This window comes from Micromonospora sp. S4605 (assembly GCF_003176715.1).
GTDB classification, from domain to species: Bacteria; Actinomycetota; Actinomycetes; order Mycobacteriales; family Micromonosporaceae; genus Micromonospora; species Micromonospora echinaurantiaca.
In genome coordinates this window covers 1-18502 of the sequence record NZ_QGSW01000087.1, presented here as the reverse complement: position 1 = coordinate 18502, position 18502 = coordinate 1, and the positions used below count along the sequence as shown (strand labels likewise).

Sequence of the window (18502 nt, the reverse complement as noted above, 5' to 3'; positions counted from 1 at the left end):
TATTCGTCGGCAGCGTCAGATGTGGATAAGGGACAGCGGCCGCGCTCCGGGGTCCACCGCCCCCGCGGGCCCGGCCGGCTCGGGGATTCAGCGTCCCTGACCTGGGTAGAAGCAACGCGGTCGAGCAGATCGGCGGGCCGACCAGGGCCCCCGCCACCCAGCGTCAGGAGGCCCGATGCCGTCCATCCCGGCGGACCGCAGCCCGGACAGCACCCTCGCCTTCCTGCGCGACGGCTACCGGTTCGTCGGCGGCCGGTGCGACCGGTACGGCACCGACATCTTCCAGACCCGGCTGCTGCTGGAACGCACCATCTGCCTGCGTGGCCGGCCGGCCGCGCAGCTCTTCTACGACAACGAGCGCTTCGTCCGCGCCGGCGCCATGCCGCTGCGGGCCCAGCGGACGCTCACCGGTCGCGGCGGGGCGCAGGGGCTCGACGGCGCGGCGCACCGGGACCGCAAGGCGATGCTGATGTCGATCATGACGCCGACCGCGGTGCGGCAGATCGGCCAGCTCTTCGACGACGAGTGGCGGGCCCGGATCCCGGTCTGGGAGAGGTCCGGGCCGGTCGTGCTCTACGACGAGCTGGGCCGGATGCTCACCCGGACGGTCTGCGCCTGGGCCGGGGTGCCGCTGGCCGGCACCGAGGTGCTCCGGCGTACCGACGAGCTGCACGCGATGATCGACGGACCGGCCGCGCTCGGCCCCCGGCACTGGCGCGGCCTGCTGGGCCGCCGCCGCGGCGAACACTGGGCGGGTGACCTCGTCGAGCGGGCCCGGGCCGGGACGCTGCCCGCCCCGGAGGGCAGCGCGCTCCGGGTGATCGCCGACCACCGGGATGAGCGGGGACGGCCGCTGCCCCGGCGGATCGCCGCGGTGGAACTGCTCAACGTGCTCCGGCCGACGGTGGCCGTGGACCGCTTCATCGTCTTCGCCGCGCTGGCCCTGCACGACCACCCGGCCTGGCGGCAGCGGGCCGGGGAGAGCGACGAGGCCACCGAGTGCTTCGTCCAGGAGGTCCGCCGCTACTACCCGTTCTTCCCGATGGCGGCGGCCCGGGTCCGGCGCTCCTTCGACTGGCAGGGCTACCACTTCCCGCGCGGGCGGCGGGTGGTGCTGGACCTGTACGGCACCAACCACGACCACACCCTCTGGCCCCAGCCGGAGCAGTTCCGCCCGGAGCGCTTCGCCAACTGGCGGGCCGACCCGTTCGGGCTGATCCCGCAGGGCGGCGGCGAGCACCTGACCGGGCACCGCTGCGCCGGCGAGTGGATCACCATCGAGCTGATGAAGCGGGCGGTGACCAACCTGACCACCGCGATGCGGTACGACGTACCACCGCAGAACCTGGCGGTGAGCCTGCGCCGGATTCCGGCGCTGCCGCCCAGCGGCTTCCTCATCACCAACGTGCGGCGCACCGCCTGACGAAGCGCCCGGGCAGGACGGGCCGCCCCGGCGGGGGCGGCCCTCGGCGGGTCGGTCGCGGCGCCGGTCAGGCCGGATGCAACACGGTACGCAGACAGCCCTCTTGCTTCTTCTCGAACACCTCGTAGCCGCGGACGCCCTGCTCCAGCGACATCGGGTGGGTGGCGAGGTAACCGGGGTCGATCTCGCCGGCGGCGAGCCGGTCCAGCAGCATCGGGATGTAGCGCTGGGCGTGCATCTGCCCCATCCGCAGCACCAGCGCCTTGTTCATCGCCGCGCCGAGCGGGAACTTGTCGACCAGGCCGCCGTAGACGCCGACGATGCTCACCGTCCCGCCCTTGCGGCAGGCCATGATCGCCTGGCGGATTGAGGTGGGCCGGTCGGACTGCAGGCGTGCGGTCTGCTTGGCCTTGTCGTACGCGTACGCCGGGCCGACGTCGTGGCTCTCCATGCCGACCGCCTCGATGCAGGCGTCCGGTCCCCGTCCGGCGGTCAGCTCGCGCAACGCCTCCAACACGTCGGTCTCCGCGTAGTTGACCGTCTCCACGCCGAGCCGGTCGGCCGCGGTGGCCAGCCGCTCCGGCAGCCGGTCGATGACGATCACCCGCCCGGCGCCGAGCAGTTGGGCGGCGCGGGCGGCCATCTGCCCCACCCCGCCGGCGCCCCAGACCGCGACCACCTCGCCACCGGTCAGCCCACAGAAGTCGGCCGCCATCCAGCCGGTGGGCATCGCGTCGGAGGCGAACACCACCGAGTCGTCCGGCACCCCGTCGGGGACCGTGAACGCCCCGACGTCACCGAAGGGCACCCGGACGTACTCGGCGTGCGAGCCGGTGTAGCCGCCGGCGGCGTGCGAGTAGCCGAGGATGCCGGCCGGCGAGTGCCCCCAGAGCTTCTCGGTGAGGACCGGCTGCGGGTTGGAGTTGTCGCAGAGCGAGTACTGCTCGGTCCGGCAGTACCAGCAGCCGCCGCAGGCCACCACCGAGCCGACCACCACCCGGTCGCCGACCGTCAGCCGCCGCACGCCCGGCCCGGTCTCCACCACCTCGCCCATGAACTCGTGGCCGAGCACGTCCCCCTCGCGCATCGCCGGCAGGTAGCCGTTGATCAGGTGCAGGTCGGAGCCGCAGACGCTGCTGGCCCGGACCTTGACGACGATGTCCCCCTCAGCGCGGATCCGTGGCTCGGGCACGTCGCGCACCGCGAGCTTGCCAACTCCCTCCCAGCACAGCGCCTTCACGCCCGGCCTCCCGTCGTGAGCTTCTCGCGCACCTTGTCGGTCGCCTGTTCCTGAGCCGGGCCACGGCCGGACGGGTCACGCCGGGTGTCGATCACCTGCCCGGCCTCGATGAGTGACTTCACCCGGCGCAGAATGTCCCGCAGGGCCAGGTCCGGCTCGTCGCTCGCGGCCAGGCCGAGCGCCCGGCGCACCGGCCCGGAGCGGTAGCGCAGCTCGGCCCGGATCTCGGTGCCCCGGTCCTGCGGCGCGGGCACCAGCTCGACCGTGCCGTGCTGCGCGGGCCCGTCGGTCACCTGCCAGGTCAGCCGTCCCGGGCCGGCGACGCGGATCTCGGCGCACCACTCGGTGCCGCCGCCGGCCGGGTCACGGGCCACGCACCGCCAGCGGTTCTCGGCCAGCTGCTCCAGCGTCGCCCACTCCGCCAGCGCGCGGTCCAGCCGCTCCCGGTCGGTCCAGAAGCCGATCACCCCCTCCATCGGCCGGTCGACGGTGACCCCGCGCCGCACCACGTACCAGCCGTCCTGCCGCTCCGGCTGGTGACGACGGCGGCGCCGGGCCAGCGCCCGGCCCGCGCCGACCGCTGTCAACGCCCCGGCGCCGAGCAGCGCCCACCTCGTTCCGTTGCTGATCATCACGTCTCCTCCACGGGCGTCTCGGGGTTGGACCGCCCGTGCCCGGTGCGCTACCCGGCCCCGGCCGGCCGAAACGACGGACCGGTTTGATCGGGAGATATCCGGGCACCTGCTGCGGGCACCGACACCTCGCCCGGGGAGGCCCCGTTGCCCTTCGACGCCAGCGCCTACGGCCGGCACGTCGCCGCCGTGTACGACGACACGTACGCCCACCTGGACCCGGCCGGGGCGGTGGAGCGGCTGGCGGCGCTGGCGGACGGCGGCCCGGTCTGCGAGTTCGGCATCGGCACCGGGCGGCTGGCGCTGCCGCTGCTGGCGCGGGGCCTGACCGTCGCCGGCATCGAGGGGTCGCCGGAGATGGTGGCCGGGCTGCGGGCCAAACCGGGCGGCGACCGGGTCGAGGTCGCCCTGGGCGACTTCGCGCAGACCCGGGTGCCCGGCGAGTACGCCCTGGTCGTGCTGGCCTTCAACACCGTCTTCGCGCTGCCGGACCAGGCCGCGCAGGTGGCCTGCTTCCGCAACGCCGCCGCCCACCTGCGCCCCGGCGGCCGGTTCGTGGTCGAGGCCTGGGTGCCCGACCCGGGCGCGTTCCGGGCCGGGTCCGCGCTGCGGCCGGTGCGGGTCGCCGAGGACGAGGTGCTGCTGGAGGCGGCCGTGCTGCACCCGGCCGAGCAGCGGATGACCACCACGAAGATCCGGCTCACCGACGGCGGCGTACGGCTGCTGCCGGCCAACCACCGCTACGCCTGGCCGGCCGAGCTGGACCTGATGGCCGAGCTGGCCGGGATGGTCCGGGAACACCGCTGGGCGGGCTGGGCCGCCGAGCCGTTCACCGACGACAGCCGGGAGCACGTATCGGTCTGGCGGCGGCCGGAGGCGGCGTGAGCGCCCCGACCCGCCCGGCCGGCGGGGCCACCGGCGACGACCCCGCCCGGCCGGTCGCCCCCGCCTCGCCGGCGGCGAACGGACCGACCGGATCGACCGCGTCGACCGGACCGACCGCGTCGACCGGATCGACCGGGTCGACCGCTGGCGGCGGTGCCGTCGACCGCGCCACGCCCGGCCGCACCGGGTCCGCCGACGGCCGGCCGCGCCGGCTCCCGGTGTCGTACGTGCTGCCGCTGCGCTGGGCCGACGACGCCGGCCTGGCCGAGCTGACCGACTACCTGCGCTGGCTGGCCACCCGGGTCGAGGTGACCGTGGTGGACGGGTCCGCCCCGGAGGTCTTCGCCCGGCACGCGCGCACCTGGCGCGGGCTGCTCCGGCACGTGCCCCCGGATCCGGCGCTGAACGGCGTGAACGGCAAGGTCGTCGGCGTGCACACCGGTGTCCGGGCGGCCCGGCACGAGCACGTGGTGATCGCCGACGACGACGTCCGCTACGACGAGATCGGGCTGCGCGCGGTGCACCGGCTGCTGCACCGGGTGGACCTGGTCCGGCCGCAGAACTACTTCGACCCGCTGCCCTGGCACGCGTACTGGGACACCGGGCGGACGCTGCTGAACCGGGCGCTCGGCGCGGACTACCCGGGCACCCTCGGCGTGCGCCGGAGCACCTTCCTCGGCATGGGCGGCTACGACCCGGACGTGCTCTTCGAGAACCTGGAGCTGATCCGCACGGTGCGCGCGTACGGGGGCACCGAGGCGGCCCCGGCCGGGTTGTACGTCCGCCGGCTGCCGCCGGACACCGCGCACTTCCGGGGGCAGCGGGTCCGGCAGGCGTACGACGACCTGGCCCAGCCGGCGCGGCTGCTCACCTCGCTGGCGGTCCTGCCGGCGCTGGCGGCGGCGGCCCGGGCCCGGCGACCGGGCCTGCTGCTCGGCGCGGTGGCGACCACGGTGGGGCTGGCCGAGGTGGGCCGGCGGCGGGCCGGCGGCGCGGCGGTCTTCCCGCCGGCCACCGCCCTGGCGGCGCCGCTGTGGCTGCTGGAGCGGGGCGTCTGCGCCTGGCTGGCGGTCGGCCGGCGGGTCCTGTTCGGCGGCGTCCGCTACGCCGGCACCCGCGTCCGGCACGCCGCGCACTCCGAACGCGCCCTCCGCCGCCGCCTCCACTGACCGCGATCTCGCACCTTCCGCCCGGTCGGGGCGCACACGACAGCTCGCGGCCACTCGCCGGCGGTGCCGGGTAGTGGCCGCGAGCTGCGGTGTACGGTGACCGGCCGGGTCAGTACCGCACCTGGTCGCGGGAGTGCTGCGCCTGGTCCTTCACGTCCTGCGCGGCGGACTTCGTGTCGTCCTTCACGGCGTGCACGGCATCCTGCGCGGTGGACTTCACCGACTCGGTCGCCTGCTGCGCCGGCTCGCGCAGCTCCTGCTTCAGCTCACCGGCCACCTCGGCCAGCTTCTCCTTGACCACGCCGGTGTGCTCGCCGGCCTTCTCCTTGACCTGGGTGGCCACCTGCTGCTCGCGGCGGGTGGCCGGGATCAGCGACGAGGCCAGCCAGCCGACGCCGAACGCGATCAGGCCGGCGGCCAGCGGGTTGCCCTCGGACTTCTCCCGGATGGCCTGCGGCGCCCGCTGCGCGGCGTCGCCGACGGTCGAGGCCGCCGACTGGGCCTTGTCGCTGACCGTGTGGGCCGCCGACGAGGCCCGGTCGCCCACCGAGTGGGCGGCGTGGCCGGTGCCGTGGCCCAGGTCCGAAGCGGTTCCCATCACCTTGTCCCTCACATTCTGCAGCGCGGTACGGGCCCGCTGCTTGCGGTCGTCGACGATGCGGCTCGGGCTGACCTTGTACGCCAGCGCGTCCACGTCGGAGCTCAGGTTGTTGCGGGTGGCCTCGATCTCCCGGCGGATCTGGGCGGGGTCGGTGCTCATCGGGTGACCTCCTGCGGGTGGGGCTTGAGCGCGTCGGGGATCCGCTGCACGCTGTCGTTGGTCTGCTTGAGGCCGCGGATCCGCTCCGCGTTCCTCTTCGCCATGAAGTAGAGGACGGCGGCGATCGCGCCCCAGATGACGGCCACGATCAACGCCGCCCAGCCGGCGTCCATCACGTTGGACAGCCCGGCCCACAGGGCCAGCGAGAGGAACAGCGCCACCATGTAGCCGCCGAAGCCGGCGCCGCCGAAGAAGCCGGCGGCCTTGCCCGCCTTCTTGCCCTCCTGGCGGATCTCCGCCTTGGCCAGCTCCACCTCCTGGCGCAGCAGAGTGGACAGGTCGGTGGTGACCTGGCGCATCAGCTCGCCGATCGAGCTGCCCCGGACCTCGTCCGCGGTGTGCGGCGCACCCGCGGGGGGCTGGTAACCGGAGTCCAGTCCGGACCCCTGCGTCGGCATGCTCATGCCGCCGCCTCCCTTCGGATGACTCGGCTCACGGACGGGTGGTTCCGCTGGACGGCACGCCCGGCAGCGGGTCGGTCTGGTTCACCGGCGGCAGCGGCTGGCCGGTGCCGCCGGCCGGGTCGGCGTAGCTGGTGGTGGTGCCGGTGTCCGGGCGGGCGGCCGGCGCCGGGTCGAGGTAGCCGCCCGGCGGCACGGCGTCCGGGACCGCCCGGGGGGCCGGCGGGGTGGGGATGACCGCTGTCTGGTCCGGGTCGTAGCCGGCGTCCGAGCCGTACGCCCGGTGGCTGCCGCCCTGGCCGTCGCCGGTGGCGGCGATGTTCTTGGTCAGCCGACCGGCGAGCACGCCGAGCACGGCCGCGCCGACCAGGAAGGTGCCCGGGTTGCGGCGGGCGTAGTCGCGCACCTCGGCGAGGATGTCGCCGGGCTCGCGCGCCTCCAGCCAGCCGGCCACCCCGTGCACCCGGTCGGCGGCCTGGCGGGCGAGTTCGCTCACCGGGCCGGCCTGCCCGCCCTGCTCGGCCATGGTCCGCATCTCGTCGGCGAGCGAGCGGAGCCCGCCGGCGGCGCGGCGCTGCTGCTCGTTGGTCTGGCTGACGAGCTGGCTGCGGGCCTCGCCGTACAGGTTGCGGGCCTGCCGGGCCGCTTCACGGCCGACCTCGGCGCCCTGTTCCTTGGCGGTCTGCGCGACGGCGCCGCCGGCCTGCTTGGCCTCCGACCCGACCTGGCGGGCCTGCTCGCGGACGCCGCCGCCGTTCGTCGACTCCTGCCCGTACGTGGCAGGCGTGGGTGACAGATCGTAAGTCATGATGTCCCTTCCGCTCGGAAAGTCGTCGCGGTGTGCTGGGGGAACGCGCCGGCCGTCCGACCGGCGCGCAGATTCACCTACCCTGCGTCGCCGGGTCCATACCTGATTCGCCATTTCTCTGCGGAGCCGTCCGCGCAGGGTTACAAAATGGAGGATCGTCGGGTTGGGGTGACGTCGCCGATACGGACTGTCACGAGCGTTCCTCGCGACCGGCGCCGCGGAGACTCCGCGGATCCACGGAGGTGACATCGATGGCGCGTGACGCACGCGGTGGCGCGGTCGCGGGGCGAAAGTCCGCGGTCCAACTCGCCGCGCTGGCCGCGGCCGGGATCTTCGCCCTGATCGGGGTGCTCGGTTTCATCCCCGGCATCACCACCGGCTACGACGAGATGACCTTCGCCGGGCACCACTCGGAAGCCAAGCTGCTCGGGGTGTTCCAGGTATCGATCCTGCACAACATCCTGCACCTGGGTTTCGGCCTGCTCGGCCTGCTGATGGCCCGCAGTGTCGCCGGGGCCCGCCTCTTCCTGGCCGGCGGCGGCGCGCTCTACCTCGGGCTCTGGCTCTACGGCTTCGTCATCAACCGGGAGAGCGCGGCGAACTTCATCCCGCTGAACGACGCCGTCAACTGGCTGCACCTGGTGCTCGGCTTCGGCATGCTCGCCCTCGGCCTGCTGCTCTCCAACCACCTCGGCACCGGCAGCCGGCTGGACACCCCGTTCGACCGCCCCTGACCTGCGGCGGCGCCGTACCCGGGGGCGTGACCGGAGCGTCGGCGGAGTTTGCCGGCTGATCCGGTGGGGCAACGGAGAGTCACAGGATCTCCGGCGAGGAGGCGACGATGCCCCGTTGGTTGCGTGACAACGCGCTGAGCGTGTCGATGTTCGGCGCGTTCCTGGTCTTCCTGGTGCTGCAGAGCGTGTTCGGCTGGCAGACCCACAACCAGGAACTGGCCGAGTACGGGGCACCCCAGGTGAGCTGGCTGGCGTACCTGAGCAGCGGGCACTTCCTGGAGGCGGTCTTCGAGAACTGGGAGTCGGAGTTCCTCCAGATGGGCGGCTACGTGCTGCTCACCGCGTACCTGGTGCAGCGCGGATCGGCGGAGTCGAAGCCGCTGGAGCAGACCGACCGGCCCGAGGACGACGAGCGGCGGGCCAAGCCGGAATCCCCCTGGCCGGTACGCGCCGGCGGGCTGCCCCTGGTGGTCTACCGCAACAGCCTCTCCATCGCGCTGCTGCTGATCTTCGCCGGCTCGTTCCTCGGCCACCTGTTCGCCGGCACCGCCGAGTACAACCAGCAGCAGGCGCTGCAGAGCGGCGCCCCGCCGATCGGCGTCTGGGAGTTCCTGGGCACCAGCGACTTCTGGTTCCAGTCCATGCAGAACTGGCAGAGCGAGTTCCTCGCCGTCGGCACCCTGATCGTGCTGAGCATCGTCCTGCGCCAGCACGCCTCGCCGGAGTCCAAGCCGGTCACCGTCGAGCACGCGCACACCGGCGACTGACCGGCCGTCCGGCCGTCGGTGGCCGGCGGCGGGGTGACCGGCGCGCCGTCAGGCCGGCACGCGCAGCCGCTTGGCGAAGCAGACGCTGTACGGGTTGTCGACGTACTCGCCGTAGACCGGGATCGGCTGGTAGCCGCTGGAGGTGTAGAGGCCGATGGCCGCCGGCAGGTAGCTGCCGGTCTCCAGGCAGACCGTCTCGTGCCCCTGCCGGAAGGCCAGTTCCTCCAGCGCGACGAGCAACTGCCGGGCGATCCCCCGCCCCCGGTACGCGGGCCGCACGTACATCCGCTTGAGCTCGCCGGTGCCGGCGTCCAGCGCCTGGATCCCGCCGCAGGCCACCGCGCGCCCGTCGATGACCACCGCCAGGTAGCGGATGTCGTCGTGGGTCACGGTGACCTGCCCGTCCAGCCCGCCATCGGCCTCGCGCAACTCGCGCTGCTGGGCCGCGACCAGGGCGGCGATCTCCGGATCGGTGGCGGGACGTGACTCGATCAGCATCACGCCACGTTACGACGCGCGGATTTCGCCCAGGTTTCCGGCGGGCGGCCTGGTCACGGAGCGCAACCAGCTATTCGGCGTCGGCCTCCACCGCGGGATCGTCGGCCGCCGCCTCGCCGGCCTCGATCTCGTCGGCCGGCCGCTGCCGGCGGGCCTTGCGGGCCGCCAACCGCTCCGCCGCCGAGGCCCGGGCCGACTTCTCCTCCAGCCGCACGTCGGTGCCCCGGTTGCCGGGGATGAAGTCGACGCCGGCGTAGAGGGTGGGCTGCCAGTCGAACTCCCGGTCGCCGATACGGACCAGGTCGCCCGCCTCGGCGCCGGCCTTGGCGAGCTTCTCCTCGACACCCAGCCGGGCCAGCCGGTCGGCGAGGTAGCCGACCGCCTCGTCGTTGTCGAAGTTCGTCTGCCGCACCCAGCGCTCCGGCCGTACGCCGCGCACCACCCAGGCGCCGTCCGGCGCCGGCTCGATGGTGAACCCGGCGTCGTCCACCGCCGTCGGGCGGATCACGATGCGGGTCGGCTCGGCCGGCGGGGCCGCCTGGCGCGCCGCCTCCACCAGTTCCGCCATCGCGTAGGTGAGCTCCTTGAGCCCCTCCCGGGTGGCCGCGGAGACCTCGAACACCCGCAGACCCCGCGCCTCCAGGTCGGGGCGGACGATCTCGGCGAGGTCGCGGCCGTCCGGCACGTCGACCTTGTTCAGCGCGACCAGCCGGGGCCGGTCGGCCAACCCGCCGTACTCGGCCAGCTCGGCCTCGATGGTGTCGATGTCGGCGAGCGGGTCCCGCCCCGGCTCCAGGGACGCCGTGTCGATCACGTGCACCAGCACCGCGCACCGCTCGACGTGCCGGAGGAACTCCAGGCCGAGCCCCTTGCCGGTGGCCGCGCCCGGGATCAGCCCCGGCACGTCCGCGACGGTGAAGGTGTGGTTGTCGACCCGGACCACGCCGAGGTTGGGCACCAGGGTGGTGAACGGGTAGTCGGCGATCTTCGGCTTGGCGGCGGAGATCACCGAGATCAGCGACGACTTGCCGGCCGACGGGAAGCCGACCAGGCCGACGTCGGCCACGCTCTTCAGCTCCAGCACGACGTCGAGGTGCTCGCCGGGCTCGCCCAGCTCGGCGAAGCCGGGTGCCTTGCGCCGGGCGTTGGCCAGCGCGGCGTTACCCCGCCCGCCGCGCCCGCCCCGGGCCACCTCGAAGGTGGTGCCGGCACCGACCATGTCGGCCAGCACGGTGCCGTCGAGCGTCTGCACCACTGTGCCGTTGGGCACCTTGAGCACCAGGTCGCCGCCGTTGGCGCCGTCCCGGTTCGAACCGGCACCGCCCTTGCCGTTCGGCGCCTTGACGTGCGGACGGAAGTGGAAGTCGAGCAGCGTGTGCACCTGCGGGTCGACCACCAGCGACACGCTGCCACCGTGCCCGCCGTTGCCGCCGTCTGGGCCACCGAAGGGCTTGAACTTCTCCCGGTGGATCGAGACACAGCCGTGCCCGCCGTCGCCGGCCTGCAGGTGCAGGACGACCCGGTCAACGAACGTCGTCACGACGCCAATCCTTCCAGCGAGGCACGTCCCCGCACGAGAAACGGCGAAGCGGGCCGGGACACCAGGTCCGCGGCCCGCCTCGACCGAACAACTACTGCTGCGGCACGATGCTGACGGTCTTGCGACCGCGCTTGGTGCCGAACTGCACCGAACCGGCGGCCAGCGCGAAGAGCGTGTCGTCACCGCCGCGGCCGACCAGGTCACCGGGGTGGAACTTGGTGCCACGCTGCCGGACGAGGATCTCGCCGGCGCTGACGACCTGACCACCGAAGCGCTTCACGCCGAGCCGCTGGGCCGCGGAGTCACGGCCGTTACGCGAGCTGGACGCACCCTTTTTGTGAGCCATTGGAGGACGACCTACTTCCCGCTGGAGATGCCGGTCACCTTGACCTGGGTCAGCGGCTGGCGGTGACCCTGGCGCTTGTGGTAGCCGGTCTTGTTCTTGAACTTGTGGATCCGGATCTTCGGGCCCTTGGTGTGCGCGGCGATCTCGCCGGACACCTCGACCTTGGCAAGCTTCGCCGCGTCGGTCACCAGGTCGTCACCGTCGACGAGGAGCACCGCGGCAAGCTTCACCGCGTCGCCGGGGGCACCGACGAGCTTCTCGACCTCGATCACGTCGCCCTCGGCGACCTTGTACTGCTTGCCGCCGGTCTTGACGATCGCGTACATCGGAGGCGGACTCCCTGTCGTTGAGGCTGCTGGCGGTAGTCCCCGCGGCGGCTCGCCGGGTAGCAGTGGCACGGCGGCGTGGGCACGCGGGAACTCGGCACACCAAAGTGCGCCGCAGGCAAGCGTACGCCATGCCTGGCCGGACGCCCAAACCGGGCCGGCCGGTCAGCGGCCGCAGAGCTGGTCGAGGCGCTGCTGGAGCCGGTCGAGCTCGGTCTCGTCGATCGCGTCGAGGTCGGTGCCCAGCGCCGCCACCTCGCCGGCCAGGTCGGCCAGCAGGGTCTTGAGCTGGGGATCCTCGGCCCCGTTCCGCCTGCTGCCGCAGGGCGGTCCGCCAGCCGGTGAGGGCGGCCTCGGCCGACCGGGCCGACGGCAGAGCCCCTCCCACCGGACATTGCCGGGGAAGGGGCCCTGTCAAACCCGAGGCTGGTCAGCCGGTCATGGCCGGGTACGCCGCCGGGCGCCGCCACGGCGCGACCGGCGCCGCCCGGTGCCGCCCTCCGACTCCTCGGCCTCGGCCTCGGCCTCGGCGAGCGCGTCCGGGTCGTCCGGCGCGGCCAGCCGGGCCGACTCGCCCTGCTGGCTGTCGGACACCTCCGGTGCGGCGGCCGTGTCCGACTCGTAGCGGGACAGGTCGTAGCCCATGGTGTCGTGGTAGTCGGCGTCCGTCGTCGTGGTGGCGGTGTCGGTGTCGGTGTCGGTCACCTCGACCACTGTCCGCTCGGCCGGCGCGCTCTTGCGGCCCCGGCGTCGGGACGCCCCGCCGGTCGACTCGGGGGCGGCGACCGCCGAGGCGACCGCCTTGACCTTCTCCCCCGCCCCGCCGGCGCGCGGCTTCTCCGGCACCGGCTCGGTGTGGATGATCACGCCGCGGCCCTTGCAGCACTCGCAGGTCTCGCTGAACGCCTCCAGCAGGCCGGCGCCGATCCGCTTGCGGGTCATCTGCACCAGCCCCAGCGAGGTGATCTCGGTGACCTGGTGCTTGGTGCGGTCCCGGCCCAGGCACTCGGTCAGCCGGCGCAGCACCAGCTCCCGGTTCGACTCCAGCACCATGTCGATGAAGTCGATCACCACGATGCCGCCGATGTCGCGCAGCCGGAGCTGGCGGACGATCTCCTCGGCGGCCTCCAGGTTGTTCCGGGTGACCGTCTCCTCCAGGTTGCCGCCGGCGCCGGTGTACTTGCCGGTGTTCACGTCGACCACGGTCATCGCCTCGGTCCGGTCGATCACCAGGTGACCGCCGGAGGGCAGGAAGACCTTGCGGTCGAGCCCCTTGAGGATCTGCTCGTCGATCCGGTACTCGCCGAAGACGTCGGTGGTGCCGACGTGCCGGCGCAGCCGGGCCACCAGGTCGGGCGAGACGTGCGACAGGTACGACTCGACCATGTCGTACGCCTCGTCGCCCTCGATGACCAGCTCGCGGAAGTCCTCGTTGAACAGGTCCCGGACCACCCGGATGACCAGGTCCGGCTCCTCGTAGAGCAGCACCGGGGCGCCGCCGGAGGCCGCCTTGGCCTGGATGTCCTCCCACTGCGCCTGCAGCCGCTTCACGTCGCGGGCCAGCTCGTCCTCGCTGGCGCCCTCGGCGGCGGTCCGCACGATCACGCCCGCGCCGTCCGGCACCAGCTTCTTCAGCACGTCCCGCAGCCGCTTGCGTTCGTTGTCCGGCAGCTTCCGGCTGATCCCGGAGGCGTTGCCGTTGGGCACGTAGACCAGGTGCCGGCCGGAGAGCGCGATGTGGCTGGTCAGCCGGGCGCCCTTGTGCCCGATCGGGTCCTTGGTGACCTGCACCAGCACGGAGTCGCCGGACTTCAGCGCCTGCTCGATCGAGCGGGCCCGCCCCTCCAGGCCGGTGGCGTCCCAGTTGACCTCGCCGGCGTAGAGCACCGCGTTGCGGCCGCGGCCGACGTCGACGAAGGCCGCCTCCATGCTCGGCAGGACGTTCTGCACCTTGCCCAGGTAGACGTTGCCGGCCATCGTGCCGGACGAGTTGCGGGTGACGTAGTGCTCGACCAGCACACCGTCCTCGAGGACGGCGATCTGGGTGCGGTCACCGCGCTGGCGCACCGCCATCACCCGGTCCACCGCCTCCCGGCGGGCCAGGAACTCCGACTCGCTGAGGATCGGCGGGCGGGTCCGGCGCTGTTCGCGGCCGTCCCGGCGGCGCTGCCGCTTGGCCTCCAGCCGGGTCGAGCCGGAGACGCCCTGCACCTCGTCGACGGTCCGGCGGGGCTCGCGGATCTTGACGACGGTCGGCACGCCGTCGTCGGCGGCCCCCTCGGTGTCCCCGGCACCCCGGCGGCGCCGGCGGCGCCGGCGGCGGGTCAGCCCCTCGCCGCCCTCGGCCTCCTCTTCCTCGGCCTCCTCGGCCTCCTCCGCCTCAGCCTCCTCCGCCTCGGCCCGGATGGCCTCCTCGGCCTCCTCGTCCTCGGCGTCCTCGACACCGCCCTTGCCGCGACCCCGGCCACGGCGACCCCGGCGGCGACGGCGGCGGGCGGCCGCGGCCTCCTCGTCCTCCTCGGCGACCTCCTCGGCCTCCTCGGCCTCCTCGGTCGGCTCCTCCTCGACCTCCACCGCCTCGACCGGCTCGGCCTCGCGGCGACCCCGCCGACGCCGGCGGGACGGCTCGGCCGTCTCCTCGGCGGGCTCCTCGACCGGCGCGGGCGGGACGACCCGGGCGACCGGGAGTTCCTCCGGCTGCGGTGCCATGAACAGGACGGTGGGCGCGGAGAGCGCGGCCCGCCGGCGGCGGGTCCGGGGCTCCGGCTCGACGACTTCCGGCTCGACGACCTCCGGCGCTGCCGGCTCGGCCTCCTCCTCCTCGGGCGGGCTGACCGCCACGCCCGGCGGGACCTCACCGGAGCGGGACTCGGCCCCGCTGTCGGACGCCGGCGCGGCAGCGCCGAAGTCGGTTCCGGCCGCCGGCCCGGTCTCCGGGCCGGCTCCGGCCGGGGCGGCGCCAGCGGGCTCGACGGCCGGGGCGGCGCCCTCGGCCGGCGTCTCCGCGGCCGGCTCGGCCGCCGCGGGGGCGGCCTTCCGCCGCCGGGTACGGGTGGCCTTGACCGGCGGCGCGGCCTCGGCGGACGCCTCCGTCACCTCGGCCGGCTGCTCCTCGGCCGCCTTCGCGGTGGTGGCCTTGCGCCGGCGACGCGGGGTCTTCGGCGCGGCGTCGAGGTCGCCGGAGATCGGAGCGAGGACCTCGGCCTCCGGGGCCTCCCCGCTGCCCGGGGTCGGCGCGCTGGACGCCTCGACCGGCGCCTCGACCTGCTCGGGCTGGTTCAGCGGGGCGGCCCGCCGCCGGGTGGTCCGCCGCCGGGTCGGCGCGGCCGGGGCTTCGCCCTCGGGCCCCGCGAGCGGGGCGCTTCCGACGGCACCGCCGTCGAGGGTGCTGCTGTTGTCGGCGGTCTCGCCGGCCGGCTGTGCACCGGTCCGTTCGCCGCCCTCGGGCTCGTTCTCGAGCATGGACGTTCTCCAGTTCTGGCCGCCCCGGGCGCGGGTGAGCGCTGCCACGCAGGGTTGCCGCAAAGGTGTTTCCGCCGGGCGCGCGAGTCGTGCGACCGGCGAAGTCTGCCTGCCTGGGCGCTGACCGTCGGTCAGTGCCCGCCGATGGTTGCCCCGTCGCGGTCCGCTTCCAACGGATCCGCGATCGCACCCTGCGCGGTCAGCGTGCCCTGAGCCAGCCGGATCACCCTCGGCGAAACCGGCGGCTCCAGGGCGGCCACCACGCGGAGGCCGGAAAGGACGTCATCGGGTCGTACGGAGGGGGTGACCTGCCGCACGACCAGTTCGAGTATCGCACACGGTACGCCCACCACCCCGGAAGGCGTCTCCGTCGGCGCCACGGCATCGATGGAGATGACTGCTGCTCGGGCGTCGAAGGTGCGCCGGCCCTGCTTGGTCATCCGCTCCACCAGCACCTCGTCGGCGGCGGTGAAAGCGGACACCGCGGCCGCCAGCACGCGCGGATCGACCTCGGGCAGCTCGATCCGCCAGTGCGACGCCTCGATCCGGTCGGCCAGACTGCCGCCGGTGGCCACCACGGCCTCCAGCACGTCGAGGCCGGGCGAGAGCGCGGCGTCCAGGGCGGCGCGCAGCTGCGCCGGGTCGACCTGCTCGCGCAGTCCGATCTCCAGGTACTCGGCCTCGCTCGCCACGCCGGTCGGCGCCGCGCTGGCGTACGAGATCTTGGGGTGTGGGGTGAAGCCCTGGGAGAAGGCGACGGGCACCCCGGCCCGGCGCAGCGCCCGCTCGAACGCACGGGCGAAGTCCCGGTGCGAGGTGAACCGCAGCGGTCCGCGCTTGGCGTACCGGATCCGGACGCGCTGGACGACCGGCGCCTGCCCGCCCTCCGGCTGTGGTCTCTTGCTGATCGTCGTGCTCCTCGTTCGGTCAGTGCCCGTTGATCATGAAGTCATTGTCGACGACACGCGGTGGCGGTGACAACAACTTCATGATCAACCGAGTGGGCCGCAGGCGCGGGGTGAGTTACTGCGGGGTGGGGAGTTTGAGGCCGTTGATCGGGGTCAGCGGGAGGAGTTTCTTGCCGGTGGGGCCGATCTGGATCTCGGTGTCCATGGCGGGGCAGACGCCGCAGTCGAAGCACGGGGTCCACCGGCAGTCGTCCTGCTCGTACTCCGAGAGCGAGTCCTGCCAGTCCTGCCAGAGCCAGTCCTTGTCCAGCCCGGAGTCCAGGTGGTCCCAGGGCAGGACCTCCAGCTCGTCGCGTTCCCGGGTGGTGTACCAGTCGAGGTCCACCCCGAACGCGGGCAGCACCTCGGCCGCCGCGTCCACCCAGCGCTGGTAGGAGAAGTGCTCGCTCCAACCGTCGAACCGGCCGCCGTTCTCCCAGACCTTGCGGATCACCGCGCCGACCCGGCGGTCACCCCGGCTGAGCAGACCCTCGATCAGCGACGGCTCGCCGTCGTGGTAGCGGAAGCCGATCGCCCGGCCCAGCGAGCGGTCGGCGTTGATCGCCTGCTTGAGCAGCTTGAGCCGGCCGTCGATGACCTCCGGCCGCTCCATCGCCGCCCACTGGAACGGGGTGTGCGGCTTCGGCACGAAACCGCCGATGGAGACGGTGCAGCGGATGTCCTTGGAGCCGGTGGCCGCCCGGCCGGCCCGGATCACCTCGTGCGCCATGTCGGCGATCTCGAGGACGTCGTCGTCGGTCTCGGTGGGCAGGCCGCACATGAAGTAGAGCTTCACCTGCCGCCAGCCGTTGGTGTACGCGGTGACCACCGTGCGGATCAGGTCGTCCTTCGACACCATCTTGTTGATGACCTTGCGGATCCGCTCCGACCCGCCCTCCGGGGCGAAGGTCAGGCCGGTCCGCCGGCCGTTGCGGGACAGCTCCTGAGCCAGGTCGATGTTGAACGCGTCCACCCGGGTGGACGGCAGCGACAGCGAGACGTTGGTGCCCGCGTACTGCTCGGCCAGGCCGGAGCACATGTCGCCGATCTCGGAGTGGTCGGCCGACGACAGCGACAGCAGGCCCACCTCGTGGAAGCCGGAGAACTCCAGCCCCTGCTGCACCATCTGCCCCACTGTGGTGATGGAACGCTCGCGGACCGGCCGGGTGATCATGCCGGCCTGGCAGAACCGGCAGCCCCGGGTGCAGCCCCGGAAGATCTCCACCGCGTACCGCTCGTGCACCGTCTCGGCCAGCGGCACGAGCGGCTTCTTCGGGTACGGCCAGGCGTCCAGGTCCATCGTCGTGCGCTTGTGCACCCGGAACGGCACGTCCGCCCGGTTCGGCACGACCCGCTGGATCCGGCCGTCCGGCAGGTAGTCGACGTCGTAGAAGCGCGGCACGTAGACGCTCTCGGTGCGGGCCAGCCGCAGCAGCAGCTCGTCGCGCCCACCCGGGCTGCCCTCCGCCTTCCACTGCCGGACGATCGCGGTGATCTCCAGCACCGCCTCCTCGCCGTCGCCGAGCACGGCGGCGTCGACGAAGTCGGCGATCGGCTCCGGGTTGAACGCGGCGTGCCCGCCGGCCACGATCACCGGGTCGGCGTCGGTGCGGTCGGCGGCGAGCAGCGGGACGCCGGCCAGGTCGATCGCGGTGAGCAGGTTGGTGTAGCCCAGCTCGGTGGAGAAGGAGACGCCGAACACGTCGAAGTCACGCACCGAGCGGTGCGCGTCGACGGTGAACTGCGGCACGCCGTGCGCGCGCATCAGCCGCTCCAGGTCCGGCCAGACCGCGTACGTCCGCTCGGCGAGCACGTCGGGCTGCTCGTTGAGCACCTCGTAGAGGATCTGCACGCCCTGGTTGGGCAGGCCCACCTCGTAGGCGTCTGGGTACATCAGCGCCCAGCGCACTGTCGCCGCGGCCCAGTCCTTGACCACCGCACCCAGCTCGCCACCGACGTACTGGATGGGCTTGGTCACCTGGGGCAGCAGCGGCTCCAGCCGGGGCCAGACGGATTCGCCCGCGACGGGGCGCGCGGTGGTGGACGGGACGCTCATGATGCCCAAGGGTACGCGGCCCGGCGGCGGTGACCGCGTGCACGCCACCAGCACGCGCCCGGACGGCATGGTCACCCGCCGTCGGCCCGGGTCACCGGCACCGGTGGTGGGCGGATCGGCGGCGGTGGCGCGGCGGTACTAACCTCGGATCGGCGCGAGAGGAGATTGCCGCGATGCCGCAGCCGCAGCCGGGAGCCGACCGGCCGGCCGACGGGAGCCCCCCGGACCAGCACCCGGACCGGGATCCGGTGGTCAGCGAGGAGCCGACCCTCTCCCCCGTACCGCCGGACGACCAGCCCCGCACCGGCCCGGAGGGCACCCCGACGCTGCCCACCGACCCGCCCGGCCCGGCCCCGGAGGCCGGCACGGCACCGGCCGGCGCAGCCACGGCGACCGCGAGCGACCCGCCGGCCGACCTCCGCACGCCCTCCGCCGACCCGGCCGGCAC

The 18502-nt window shown here is 73.7% G+C and carries 17 protein-coding genes and 1 pseudogene; 6 read left to right on the top strand and 12 right to left on the bottom strand.

Annotation, left to right across the window (positions count from 1 at the left end; translation table 11 throughout):
• Positions 1-175: 175 nt before the first annotated feature.
• Positions 176-1423, top strand: coding sequence for a cytochrome P450 (locus DLJ47_RS05465; RefSeq protein WP_109898997.1), 1248 nt, complete (start codon positions 176-178; stop codon positions 1421-1423).
• 67 nt (positions 1424-1490) lie between these two features.
• Here the strand turns inward: DLJ47_RS05465 and DLJ47_RS05460 are convergent, their stop codons facing one another.
• Together DLJ47_RS05460 and DLJ47_RS05455 are read right to left on the bottom strand one after the other, a co-directional pair.
• Positions 1491-2663 carry a zinc-dependent alcohol dehydrogenase gene (locus DLJ47_RS05460; protein WP_109898996.1) on the bottom strand — a complete coding sequence of 391 codons (1173 nt, stop codon included), beginning with the start codon at positions 2661-2663 and terminating at the stop codon, positions 1491-1493.
• Positions 2660-3295, bottom strand: a complete 636-nt coding sequence (locus DLJ47_RS05455; protein ID WP_109898995.1) for an SRPBCC family protein — start codon at positions 3293-3295, stop codon at positions 2660-2662. Before DLJ47_RS05455 ends, DLJ47_RS05460 begins: the two co-directional genes overlap by 4 nt.
• A 147-nt stretch (positions 3296-3442) precedes the next feature.
• On the opposite strand from DLJ47_RS05455, the gene DLJ47_RS05450 reads away from it, so the two are divergent.
• The gene (locus DLJ47_RS05450) at positions 3443-4180 is read left to right on the top strand and encodes a class I SAM-dependent DNA methyltransferase (protein WP_233257670.1); all 738 of its coding nucleotides are present in this window, start codon (positions 3443-3445) and stop codon (positions 4178-4180) included.
• Positions 4177-5349, top strand: coding sequence for a glycosyltransferase (locus tag DLJ47_RS05445; protein ID WP_233257669.1), 1173 nt, complete (start codon positions 4177-4179; stop codon positions 5347-5349). The genes DLJ47_RS05450 and DLJ47_RS05445 overlap by 4 nt, the downstream gene beginning before the upstream one ends.
• Positions 5350-5458: 109 nt before the next feature.
• Here DLJ47_RS05445 and DLJ47_RS05440 read toward each other — a convergent pair whose 3' ends face one another.
• Genes DLJ47_RS05440 through DLJ47_RS05430 form a run of 3 tightly spaced genes read right to left on the bottom strand, consistent with a single transcriptional unit; the run spans position 5459 to position 7378 of the window.
• Positions 5459-6109 carry a DUF3618 domain-containing protein gene (locus DLJ47_RS05440; RefSeq protein WP_109898993.1) on the bottom strand — a complete coding sequence of 217 codons (651 nt, stop codon included), beginning with the start codon at positions 6107-6109 and terminating at the stop codon, positions 5459-5461.
• Positions 6106-6573 (bottom strand): phage holin family protein, encoded by a 468-nt coding sequence (locus tag DLJ47_RS05435; RefSeq protein ID WP_109898992.1) that lies wholly within the window; start codon positions 6571-6573, stop codon positions 6106-6108. The genes DLJ47_RS05440 and DLJ47_RS05435 overlap by 4 nt, the downstream gene beginning before the upstream one ends.
• Before the next feature lie 28 nt (positions 6574-6601).
• Complete coding sequence (locus DLJ47_RS05430; protein ID WP_109898991.1) at positions 6602-7378, bottom strand: hypothetical protein; 777 nt, start codon at positions 7376-7378, stop codon at positions 6602-6604.
• Positions 7379-7629: 251 nt separating this feature from the next.
• Between DLJ47_RS05430 and DLJ47_RS05425 the strand changes: the two genes are divergently transcribed.
• Both DLJ47_RS05425 and DLJ47_RS05420 read left to right on the top strand, forming a co-directional pair.
• On the top strand, positions 7630-8112 hold the full coding sequence (locus DLJ47_RS05425) for a DUF4383 domain-containing protein (RefSeq protein ID WP_109898990.1): 483 nt from the start codon (positions 7630-7632) through the stop codon (positions 8110-8112).
• 107 nt (positions 8113-8219) lie between these two features.
• On the top strand, positions 8220-8879 hold the full coding sequence (locus DLJ47_RS05420; protein ID WP_109898989.1) for a DUF6766 family protein: 660 nt from the start codon (positions 8220-8222) through the stop codon (positions 8877-8879).
• A gap of 48 nt (positions 8880-8927) precedes the next feature.
• Here the strand turns inward: DLJ47_RS05420 and DLJ47_RS05415 are convergent, their stop codons facing one another.
• The 7 genes from DLJ47_RS05415 to DLJ47_RS05380 form a co-directional block, all read right to left on the bottom strand.
• Positions 8928-9377: a GNAT family N-acetyltransferase gene (locus DLJ47_RS05415; protein ID WP_109898998.1), complete on the bottom strand. Its 450-nt coding sequence runs from the start codon at positions 9375-9377 to the stop codon at positions 8928-8930.
• Positions 9378-9447: 70 nt separating this feature from the next.
• Positions 9448-10917, bottom strand: a complete 1470-nt coding sequence (gene obgE / locus DLJ47_RS05410) for a GTPase ObgE (RefSeq protein WP_109898988.1) — start codon at positions 10915-10917, stop codon at positions 9448-9450.
• A gap of 91 nt (positions 10918-11008) precedes the next feature.
• A complete protein-coding gene (rpmA, locus tag DLJ47_RS05405; RefSeq protein ID WP_088992381.1) occupies positions 11009-11263 on the bottom strand; it encodes a 50S ribosomal protein L27 in 255 nt (84 codons plus the stop codon).
• Positions 11264-11274: 11 nt separating this feature from the next.
• The gene (gene rplU, locus DLJ47_RS05400) at positions 11275-11589 is read right to left on the bottom strand and encodes a 50S ribosomal protein L21 (protein ID WP_109898987.1); all 315 of its coding nucleotides are present in this window, start codon (positions 11587-11589) and stop codon (positions 11275-11277) included.
• A 438-nt stretch (positions 11590-12027) separates the two neighbouring features.
• Positions 12028-15051: an Rne/Rng family ribonuclease gene (locus DLJ47_RS05390; protein ID WP_109898986.1), complete on the bottom strand. Its 3024-nt coding sequence runs from the start codon at positions 15049-15051 to the stop codon at positions 12028-12030.
• A 131-nt stretch (positions 15052-15182) separates the two neighbouring features.
• The gene (locus DLJ47_RS05385) at positions 15183-15902 is read right to left on the bottom strand and encodes a TIGR03936 family radical SAM-associated protein (RefSeq protein ID WP_109898985.1); all 720 of its coding nucleotides are present in this window, start codon (positions 15900-15902) and stop codon (positions 15183-15185) included.
• Between the two features lie 172 nt (positions 15903-16074).
• The gene (locus tag DLJ47_RS05380) at positions 16075-18054 is read right to left on the bottom strand and encodes a TIGR03960 family B12-binding radical SAM protein (protein WP_109898984.1); all 1980 of its coding nucleotides are present in this window, start codon (positions 18052-18054) and stop codon (positions 16075-16077) included.
• A 173-nt stretch (positions 18055-18227) separates the two neighbouring features.
• On the opposite strand from DLJ47_RS05380, the pseudogene DLJ47_RS05375 reads away from it, so the two are divergent.
• A pseudogene (locus tag DLJ47_RS05375) lies at positions 18228-18502 on the top strand (hypothetical protein); the annotation flags it as partial.

What these genes read in the sequence shown, in the direction of transcription:
- rpmA (WP_088992381.1), bottom strand. Translation starts at nt 11,263, where the DNA reads ATGGCTCACAAAAAGGGTGCGTCCAGCTCGCGTAACGGCCGTGACTCC.
- DLJ47_RS05420 (WP_109898989.1), top strand. Translation starts at nt 8,220, where the DNA reads ATGCCCCGTTGGTTGCGTGACAACGCGCTGAGCGTGTCGATGTTCGGC.
- DLJ47_RS05415 (WP_109898998.1), bottom strand. Translation starts at nt 9,377, where the DNA reads ATGCTGATCGAGTCACGTCCCGCCACCGATCCGGAGATCGCCGCCCTG.
- DLJ47_RS05425 (WP_109898990.1), top strand. Translation starts at nt 7,630, where the DNA reads ATGGCGCGTGACGCACGCGGTGGCGCGGTCGCGGGGCGAAAGTCCGCG.
- rplU (WP_109898987.1), bottom strand. Translation starts at nt 11,589, where the DNA reads ATGTACGCGATCGTCAAGACCGGCGGCAAGCAGTACAAGGTCGCCGAG.
- DLJ47_RS05440 (WP_109898993.1), bottom strand. Translation starts at nt 6,109, where the DNA reads ATGAGCACCGACCCCGCCCAGATCCGCCGGGAGATCGAGGCCACCCGC.
- DLJ47_RS05380 (WP_109898984.1), bottom strand. Translation starts at nt 18,054, where the DNA reads ATGAGCGTCCCGTCCACCACCGCGCGCCCCGTCGCGGGCGAATCCGTC.
- DLJ47_RS05435 (WP_109898992.1), bottom strand. Translation starts at nt 6,573, where the DNA reads ATGAGCATGCCGACGCAGGGGTCCGGACTGGACTCCGGTTACCAGCCC.
- DLJ47_RS05465 (WP_109898997.1), top strand. Translation starts at nt 176, where the DNA reads ATGCCGTCCATCCCGGCGGACCGCAGCCCGGACAGCACCCTCGCCTTC.
- DLJ47_RS05390 (WP_109898986.1), bottom strand. Translation starts at nt 15,051, where the DNA reads ATGCTCGAGAACGAGCCCGAGGGCGGCGAACGGACCGGTGCACAGCCG.
- DLJ47_RS05455 (WP_109898995.1), bottom strand. Translation starts at nt 3,295, where the DNA reads ATGATCAGCAACGGAACGAGGTGGGCGCTGCTCGGCGCCGGGGCGTTG.
- DLJ47_RS05430 (WP_109898991.1), bottom strand. Translation starts at nt 7,378, where the DNA reads ATGACTTACGATCTGTCACCCACGCCTGCCACGTACGGGCAGGAGTCG.